Origin of the sequence: Ekhidna sp. (assembly GCF_039960695.1) — a bacterium.
In the GTDB taxonomy this organism is placed as follows: domain Bacteria; phylum Bacteroidota; class Bacteroidia; order Cytophagales; family Cyclobacteriaceae; genus Ekhidna.
Genome location: NZ_JBDVKP010000003.1, coordinates 143,163 through 151,567 on the forward strand (window position 1 = coordinate 143,163; position 8,405 = coordinate 151,567).

Annotated in this window: 9 protein-coding genes; all 9 read left to right on the forward strand. The window is 40.2% G+C overall.

All coding sequences use genetic code 11. The features are described from left to right. Nucleotides 1-120 precede the first annotated feature (120 nt). Genes ABJG98_RS00735 through ABJG98_RS00775 form a run of 9 tightly spaced genes read left to right on the forward strand, consistent with a single transcriptional unit; the run spans nucleotide 121 to nucleotide 8,157 of the window. On the forward strand, nucleotides 121-1,509 hold the full coding sequence (locus tag ABJG98_RS00735; RefSeq protein ID WP_348277533.1) for an anthranilate synthase component I family protein: 1,389 nt from the start codon (nucleotides 121-123) through the stop codon (nucleotides 1,507-1,509). Continuing rightward, nucleotides 1,506-2,078, forward strand: coding sequence for an aminodeoxychorismate/anthranilate synthase component II (locus ABJG98_RS00740; protein ID WP_348277534.1), 573 nt, complete (start codon nucleotides 1,506-1,508; stop codon nucleotides 2,076-2,078). Before ABJG98_RS00735 ends, ABJG98_RS00740 begins: the two co-directional genes overlap by 4 nt. Continuing rightward, complete coding sequence (gene trpD, locus ABJG98_RS00745) at nucleotides 2,075-3,067, forward strand: anthranilate phosphoribosyltransferase (RefSeq protein WP_348277535.1); 993 nt, start codon at nucleotides 2,075-2,077, stop codon at nucleotides 3,065-3,067. The genes ABJG98_RS00740 and trpD overlap by 4 nt, the downstream gene beginning before the upstream one ends. Next, entirely contained in the window at nucleotides 3,067-3,852 is a 786-nt protein-coding gene (trpC, locus tag ABJG98_RS00750) for an indole-3-glycerol phosphate synthase TrpC (RefSeq protein WP_348277536.1), read from the forward strand. Before trpD ends, trpC begins: the two co-directional genes overlap by 1 nt. Then, complete coding sequence (locus ABJG98_RS00755; protein WP_348277537.1) at nucleotides 3,849-4,469, forward strand: phosphoribosylanthranilate isomerase; 621 nt, start codon at nucleotides 3,849-3,851, stop codon at nucleotides 4,467-4,469. Before trpC ends, ABJG98_RS00755 begins: the two co-directional genes overlap by 4 nt. Further along, a complete protein-coding gene (gene trpB / locus ABJG98_RS00760) occupies nucleotides 4,466-5,650 on the forward strand; it encodes a tryptophan synthase subunit beta (RefSeq protein WP_348277538.1) in 1,185 nt (394 codons plus the stop codon). The genes ABJG98_RS00755 and trpB overlap by 4 nt, the downstream gene beginning before the upstream one ends. 1 nt (nucleotide 5,651) lies before the next feature. After that, nucleotides 5,652-6,419 (forward strand): tryptophan synthase subunit alpha, encoded by a 768-nt coding sequence (gene trpA, locus ABJG98_RS00765; protein ID WP_348277539.1) that lies wholly within the window; start codon nucleotides 5,652-5,654, stop codon nucleotides 6,417-6,419. A 3-nt stretch (nucleotides 6,420-6,422) separates the two neighbouring features. Next, complete coding sequence (aroF, locus tag ABJG98_RS00770; RefSeq protein ID WP_348277540.1) at nucleotides 6,423-7,430, forward strand: 3-deoxy-7-phosphoheptulonate synthase; 1,008 nt, start codon at nucleotides 6,423-6,425, stop codon at nucleotides 7,428-7,430. 1 nt (nucleotide 7,431) lies between these two features. Then, nucleotides 7,432-8,157: a phenylalanine 4-monooxygenase gene (locus ABJG98_RS00775; RefSeq protein WP_348277541.1), complete on the forward strand. Its 726-nt coding sequence runs from the start codon at nucleotides 7,432-7,434 to the stop codon at nucleotides 8,155-8,157. Nucleotides 8,158-8,405: the final 248 nt, after the last annotated feature.

The following is an 8,405-nucleotide window of genomic DNA, read 5'->3' on the forward strand; positions in this document are numbered from 1 at the left end:
ATGATGACAACTAAAACATATTGGTGGTGGAGATGCAATAATCGTTGCTGACGGACCACTGCTGTGTTTAAAAATATCTAAACCCTGACAGATTCGTCAGGGTTTTTTTTGTTTATACCTATGAGTAAAATACGAATTAATACACGTGAGCGCAAGATTTTGGCCGATACGATCACTCCCGTAAGTATCTACCTGAAGCTGAGGGATCGCTTTGCCAATTCATTTCTGCTAGAAAGTTCTGACTATCATGGAGCGGAAAATAGTTTTTCATATATCTGTTGCTCTCCTTTGGCTTATCTAAGAGCCGATCAAGAAAATATTGAGTGTAAGCTGCCAGACCAAAAAGTTGAAAAGATTGCATTAAAAGATTTAAAAGGTGAGATAGAAAAATTTAGCAACACTTTTGAATCGGAAGAATCTGTGGGGTTCATTCGTTCAGGTTTATTTGGATACTTTAATTATGACGCAAAAGCCGAGTTTGGTGATTTAAAAATTGCTAAAAAGGATGATAGTGTACCCGTTGCTCAATATCATCTCTTTCAATTCATTATAGCGTTGGATCATTTTAAAAATGAATGCCACATTGTTGAGGCATTCGTGGATCAGCCCAACGATGAGTTATTTGAAGAAGTAATCTCGTTGATTCAACAACGAAACATTCCGGGATACCCCTTTAAAACAACAGGAGCTAAAATCTCCAATAAAACTGATGAGGAATATTTGACAATGGTCAAAAAAGGTATTCATCATTGCCACGTCGGAGATGTGTTTCAAGTGGTGTTATCAAGAAATTTTCAGATTCCTTTTCAGGGCGATGACTTTCAAGTATACCGTACGCTACGTTCAGTTAACCCTTCTCCATATTTATTTTATTTCGATTATGGAAGCTTCCGGGTTTTTGGCTCATCTCCAGAAGCCCAGATTGTCTTGCATGATCAGAAAGCAGAAATACATCCTATTGCTGGCACTTTCAAAAGAACTGGAAATGATAAGGCAGATTCTGAACTAGCGGAAAAGCTATTAAAAGACCCGAAGGAAGACTCGGAACATGTTATGTTGGTAGACTTAGCTCGGAACGATCTAAGCCGTAGTTGCGACGATGTGAAAGTTGAGACTTACAAAGAGGTGCAGTATTACTCGCATGTTATTCATCTGGTTTCCAAAGTTTCTGGGAAGATTAAAAATGGAGCTTCATACATGGACATTGTTGCTGAGACATTTCCTGCTGGGACGCTCTCAGGTGCGCCAAAAATCAGAGCCATGGAAATAATTGAAGAAAATGAAAATGCACCTCGAGGATTTTACGGAGGAGCTGTCGGATTTATGGATTTTAAAGGCAATTTCAATCATGCAATCATGATTAGAAGCTTTCTGAGTAGGAACAATATTTTAAAGTTCCAAGCTGGGGCTGGAGTTGTGGCTCAGTCAAAACCAGAGAGTGAACTACAAGAAGTTTACAATAAAGTGAGTGCATTGGAATATGCAATCAAGGAGGCTGAGCTGCTATGAAAAAAGTACTTGTAATAGATAATTATGATTCTTTCACTTATAACCTCGTTCACATCTTAAGAGAATTGGGAATAGGGGAGAAAATGAGAATTGTAAGAAATGATCAATTCAGCATGGATGAGGTTGCGGACTATGATCACATCTTACTCTCTCCAGGTCCGGGCTTGCCTAAAGATGCTGGTTTGATGCCCCAAGTAATCAAACGATATGCCTCCTCCAAAAATATACTTGGTGTTTGTCTCGGTCACCAGGGAATAGGAGAATCTTTTGGAGCAAAGTTGCTTAACCTCCCACAAGTCTATCATGGTATGGTTACACCAATTGAGCTAGTTGTAAATGAACCTTTATTTAAAGGTCTACCAGCATCATTCAACGTATGCCGCTATCATTCTTGGATTTTGGAAAAAAATAATCTTCCGGATTCACTAGAAGTAACAAGTGTTGCCGAGAATGGAAACATCATGTCTATCCGGCACAAGGAGTACAATGTTCGTGGAGTCCAGTTTCATCCAGAATCCATTATGACAGAACATGGCAAAACTTTAATGCAAAACTGGTTGGCACTATGAAGGATATATTAGACAGACTAATCAATAATCATTCGCTTTCGCGCGCAGAAGCGAAAGAGGTACTTACAGGGCTGGCAACTGGCCAATACAACAATAGTCAAGTAGCCTCCTTTCTCACCGTATATCTGATGAGAGCCATTCAAGTGCAAGAACTTGAAGGATTTAGAGATGCAATGCTTGAGCTTTGTAATCCTGTGAATCTTGAAGGGTATAATTCTATTGATGTGTGTGGAACTGGAGGAGATGGAAAAAACACTTTCAACATCTCGACTATATCTTCATTTGTTGTTGCCGGGGCAGGGGTGAATGTAGCAAAACATGGGAATTATGGTGTTTCTTCAGTAAGTGGCTCTTCCAATGTGCTGGAATATCTCGGAGTAAAATTTTCAGGCGACCAAGAGAAGATGAGGCGTTCCATTGACTCATCTGGCATCTGTTTTATGCATGCACCCTTGTTTCATCCGGCCATGAAGAATGTGGGGCCGATTCGAAGAGAACTTGGCGTAAAGACATTTTTTAATATGCTGGGGCCGATGGTAAATCCCGCGTTCCCCCCCAATCAACTGGTGGGCGTTTTTAGCTTGGAATTAGCTCGGCTCTACGGCTATTTATATCAAAATACAGACAAAAATTTTGCTATTGTACACTCGCTGGACGGCTATGATGAAATTTCATTGACCAGTGACTTTAAGCTTATTACAAATAATAAAGAAGAATTGGTATCTCCAGAAAGCCTTGGGTTTGGGCAACTCCAGCAAGAGCAATTACATGGAGGAGATACGGTTGAAACAGCCGCAGAAATCTTTAATGCTATCCTTGGTGGCAAGGGGACTGAAGCTCAAAATCAGGCAGTTTTGTCAAACGCCGGGTTAGCGATAGCTACAGTGAAGCAAACGGCCACTACTGAAGGAATAAGCGAAGCAAAAAAATCACTTGTCAGTGGTAAAGCCCTTCAATCATTTAAGAAATTTTTAAGCGTAAACAGTTAATGAATATACTATCAGAAATAGTTGAAAATAAACGAAAAGAGGTAGAAGCAAATAAGGAACTATACCCTGTGAAGCTGCTAGAAAACAGCCCTTATTATGAAAGCCAGCCTGTTTCTATGAAGAAATATCTCCAGAGGCAGGATAAGTCAGGAGTGATTGCCGAAATCAAGCGAAAGTCACCATCCAAAGGAATAATTAATTCGCATGTTTCTGTGGAAAGAACCTCAATCGGATACATGCAAGCCGGAGCATCGGGCTTATCCGTATTAACAGATAAAACATACTTTGGTGGTTCGGCCGAAGATCTGAAATTAGCCAGGTCGTTCAACTTCTGCCCCATTCTCAGAAAAGATTTCATGGTAGACGAATATCAGGTGATTGAAGCTAAATCTATTGGTGCTGATTTAATCTTATTAATAGCCGCTGTGCTGGATAAGTCCGAAATAGAGCGACTAGGTGGTTTAGCGCAAAGCTTGGGAATGGAAGTGTTACTTGAAATTCACAACAAAGAAGAATTGGATCGAAGCATCACCGATAAAGTAAATCTAATAGGAGTTAATAATAGAAATCTTAAAACTTTTAAGACTGACATTCAAACTTCCTTTGATTTAGCTGAGTTAATACCCAACGAGTTTGTAAAGGTATCAGAAAGTGGAATTGCTGATCCAGATACAATCAGACAATTGAAAGCACAAGGATATGAAGGCTTTCTCATTGGAGAGACATTCATGAAAAACGGAAGACCAGAAAAGGCAGCAAAAGAATTTATAAAACTATTGGTATGAAAGAGCTAAAGCTAAAAGTTTGTGGAATGCGTGATCTTGAAAATATTCAGGAGTTAATAGCGCTGAAGCCTGACTTTATCGGATTTATTTTTTATCCTAAATCACCGCGGTATGTGAGTGAGTTGGATGAAGATTTTATCATGCGGATACCTCTCAGCATAAGTAAGGTTGGCGTCTTTGTGAATGAGCCATTGGATAGTATTCTTGACAAAGCAAATAAATATGGGCTTGAGTATATCCAACTGCATGGCGATGAAGATCTATCATTCGCAAATGCACTTAAGGAAAAAGGGTTGAAGATTATTAAAGTTTTCAGAGTAATGGATGCCATCCCATTCTTTGCGAAAAACTATGTCGGAATCGCTGACTACTTCCTATTTGATACGGCTTCAATGAACTACGGAGGGTCGGGCCGCCATTTTGATTGGAATATTCTTAAAAACTACAATTTGAAAGTTCCCTTTCTTTTGAGCGGAGGTGTGCAATTAGCTGATATTTCAATAATAAAATCAATGGAAATAGATCAATTGGTAGGAATAGACGTGAACAGCCGATTCGAAATTGAACCTGCGTTGAAAGACATAGATAAGCTTAACGAATTAAAAGCTTCATTATGAATAAGTATCAGGTAGATGATAACGGATATTACGGAAAGTTTGGTGGGGCATATATTCCAGAGATGCTTTATCCTAACGTGGAAGAGCTCCGTACAAACTACCTTCAAATCATAAATTCAGAAAATTTTCAAATTGAATTTGCTCATTTACTGAAAACTTATGTAGGCCGTCCTACACCCTTATATTATGCAACAAGGATATCAGAAAAGTATAAGACCAAAGTCTACCTAAAACGAGAGGATCTGTGCCACACAGGTGCACATAAAGTAAATAATACCATAGGTCAGATTTTGCTAGCCAAACGGCTTGGGAAGTCCAAAGTTATTGCTGAGACAGGTGCAGGTCAGCATGGTGTCGCAACCGCTACCGTGTGTGCGCTTATGGGCATAGAATGCATCGTATACATGGGCGAGATAGACATGGCACGCCAAAAGCCCAACGTTGAGCGAATGAAAATCTTGGGAGCACAGGTAGTGCCAGCAACTTCTGGAAGTCAAACCTTAAAAGATGCGACCAATGAAGCTATGCGTCATTGGATCAACAACCCAAGTGATACGCACTACATCATTGGGTCAGTAGTTGGGCCACATCCATACCCTGATATGGTCGCCAGATTTCAGTCCGTAATAAGTGACGAAATGCAAAAACAGTTGCAAGAAGTAGAGGGACGAAATACTCCAGATCATGTGATCGCATGCGTAGGCGGGGGTAGTAATGCAGCAGGCGCCTTCTATCATTTTTTAGAAAATCAATCAGTCAATCTTATTGCTGCAGAAGCAGCTGGAGCAGGTCTTGCCTCAGGAAAATCTGCGGCGACGACAATACTGGGAAACCCAGGTGTTTTACATGGAAGTAAGACCATTCTTATGCAGACGGACGATGGACAAGTAATTGAGCCTTACAGCATTTCAGCCGGATTGGATTATCCAGGCATAGGCCCCATTCATGCACATCTCTTTGACGCTGGGAGAGCTGAATTTTATGCAATCACGGATGAGGAAGCAATGATCGCCGGAGTGGAATTGAGTAAACTGGAAGGAATAATTCCAGCCATTGAATCAGCACATGCCTTGGCAGTCTTCAACAATAGAAGGTTTAATGAGGAGGAGGTTGTCGTTGTAAACCTTTCAGGACGAGGAGATAAAGATTTAGAAACCTATATAAAATGGGGAAAGTATTGAAATGAATAGAATAGATCAGGTATTTAAAGAAAAGAATGACATTCTCAATGTCTACTTCACTGCAGGGTTTCCTCAACTGGATGATACATTAAGAATAGCAAGATCTCTGGAGGATGCTGGGGTGAATATGTTGGAAATTGGAATGCCTTTTTCAGATCCAGTAGCGGATGGACTAACCATTCAGGAGAGTTCACAAGTAGCACTTAAAAATGGAATGACACTCGAAACATTGTTTGATCAGCTCGCAAATTTGAGGAAAGAGGTCACGATTCCTGTTTTACTTATGGGTTACCTAAATCCAGTTATTCAATTTGGAATCGAGCGATTTTGTGAAAGGTGTGCAGAAGTAGGAGTAGATGGAGTTATCATTCCTGATTTACCGTTGCATGAATACCTGAACAGCTACGCTGCAAAATTCAAGAGTTGTGGATTACATAATATTTTTCTTATTAGTCCGAATACATCTGACGAAAGAATAAGGATGATTGACGAAACGTCAGGGGGGTTTATATACGTGGTTTCTTCGTCAAGTATTACAGGAGCAAAGCCAGGAATCCAAGATGGCCAGATTGAATACTATACGCGCATACAAGCAATGGAATTGAATACTCCTCAGTTGATTGGTTTTGGTATTTCTGATAGCGAGACGTTCAGAGCAGCCTGTACATATTCTCAAGGAGCAATTATCGGAAGTGCATTCATCAAGCAACTGAAGGAAGATGCAGGTGAACGGGCGATTCAGGAGTTTATTAAAAAGATTAAAGGTTAAAAAATGATTATTCAATTAGAAAAAGGTGTAAATGGCGAGTTGGCAGATTCTGTAGAAAAGGAATTGCACTTGTTAAAATATAAGACCACTCGTGTTCAGACACAGTATGGAAATTACCTTATTGGAACAGGAAAGAAGCAGTTCGACATTCGAAAGATCGGTCATTTAAAGGGCATCAAAGACATTCATGTAGTCTCAGATGATTATAAGCTTGTTTCAGCCAAGTGGAAGGTCAGCCCTACGGTCATTGATTTGGGCGATGATATTAAAATTGGAGGTGGACACTTTTCCTTGATGGCAGGTCCGTGCAGTATCGAAGGGGAAGAAAATATCTTAGATACAATCAATTTTCTCAAAACCAACGGCATAAAGATTATGCGAGGCGGAGTATACAAGCCAAGAAGCTCCCCATACTCATTCCGAGGTTTAGGAATTGATGGATTGAAAATTTGGTACAATCTCGCCAAAGAAAACGGCATTAAAATTATCTCGGAGGTCATGCAAGTATCTCAGATAGAAGCGATGCACGACTATGTTGATATTTTTCAGGTTGGCGCAAGAAATACACAGAACTACAACCTACTTGATGAACTGGGGCAAGTAGATAAACCAGTCATGATCAAACGCGGTATATCTGGAACAATTGATGAGCTTCTGTATAGCGCTGAGTACGTATTTTCAGGTGGTAATGAACGATTGCTATTGTGCGAACGAGGAATTAGAACCTATGAGAAAGCATCCAGAAATACCTTTGATATAAATGCAATTCCAATTCTAAAAGAGAAGTCACATCTTCCAGTCATTGCTGATCCATCTCACGGCATAGGCATCCGCGATCATGTAGGTGCCATAGCAATGGCTTCCACCATGGCTGGTGCAGATGGCGTGATATTCGAAACACATTGCAGACCTGAAGAGGCGTTTTCAGACGGACAGCAAACACTGGACTTTAACGAAGCATCACAACTAATAGAAAAGTTAAGAATTTTAAACAGCATGGCTGACAACTAATATGAGGCAGATATTTGAAAATTACACAGAGGAGGACTTTGAAGTTTGGAAAATCCTCTTTGACCGACAGATGAAACAATTTCCAACACACGCCTGCCATGCATATCGTGAGGGGTTGAAGATTTCCAATTTTGAAACAGGTATTATTCCAGACTTCAAGGAGACCAATGAAATCTTGCAGGAGTCCACAGGATGGCAGCTTGCAGTCGTGCCTGGAATTGTACCGGATTATACCTTTTTCGAATTGATGGCCAATCGACGATTTCCGGCCACTACCTGGTTAAGGAAGATGAAGGAACTGGATTACTTAGAGGAGCCAGATATGTTTCATGATGTTTTTGCGCATGTGCCTCTTTTAACAAACCAGCACTTTGTTGACTTCCTGGAAGCACTCAGCAAGATTGGACTCAAATATGTAGGCAATGATTATGCGATTGAACTGCTATCAAGAGTTTATTGGTTTACTGTTGAGTTTGGATTGATACAAGAAGTAGAGGGATTAAGAATTTATGGAGCAGGCATACTTTCTTCTGCGGGAGAAACTAAGTTTTCATTGAGCGAGGAGCCACCGAAACACGCTTTTAACATCGAACATATGCTTGACACACCATACCGCAAAGACAAGTTTCAAGTAGAATATTTCATTACTGAATCGTACGAACAATTGTATGATTCGATTCCGGAGATAGAAAAGCTGCTTGCAGATAAGTTGGAAACAGTTGCATAGCAGAATGTGGATAAATACGTGGAAAAGTGAAGGAAAACTTGTTGAAAACTAGGTAGTTACATTCTTTGGAGGTGTAAAATTATGATCTACATTAGTATCATCAAACAAGGGATAGGAAACTGAAACGTAAGTTTCCAGTCAGACAAAGGGAAGTTGATTTTAAGTTTGGCTTGGATCATCGAAGTTTGAATGACTGTAGCGGAAAGCGGGACAAAGGGGCAACTCTGCGAAAGCGCACCAAAGGGAGT

Coding starts and splice junctions, on each gene's coding strand:
- ABJG98_RS00775 (WP_348277541.1), top strand. CDS start 7,432: ATGAGGCAGATATTTGAAAATTACACAGAGGAGGACTTTGAAGTTTGG.
- ABJG98_RS00755 (WP_348277537.1), top strand. CDS start 3,849: ATGAAAGAGCTAAAGCTAAAAGTTTGTGGAATGCGTGATCTTGAAAAT.
- aroF (WP_348277540.1), top strand. CDS start 6,423: ATGATTATTCAATTAGAAAAAGGTGTAAATGGCGAGTTGGCAGATTCT.
- trpA (WP_348277539.1), top strand. CDS start 5,652: ATGAATAGAATAGATCAGGTATTTAAAGAAAAGAATGACATTCTCAAT.
- trpD (WP_348277535.1), top strand. CDS start 2,075: ATGAAGGATATATTAGACAGACTAATCAATAATCATTCGCTTTCGCGC.
- ABJG98_RS00740 (WP_348277534.1), top strand. CDS start 1,506: ATGAAAAAAGTACTTGTAATAGATAATTATGATTCTTTCACTTATAAC.
- ABJG98_RS00735 (WP_348277533.1), top strand. CDS start 121: ATGAGTAAAATACGAATTAATACACGTGAGCGCAAGATTTTGGCCGAT.
- trpB (WP_348277538.1), top strand. CDS start 4,466: ATGAATAAGTATCAGGTAGATGATAACGGATATTACGGAAAGTTTGGT.
- trpC (WP_348277536.1), top strand. CDS start 3,067: ATGAATATACTATCAGAAATAGTTGAAAATAAACGAAAAGAGGTAGAA.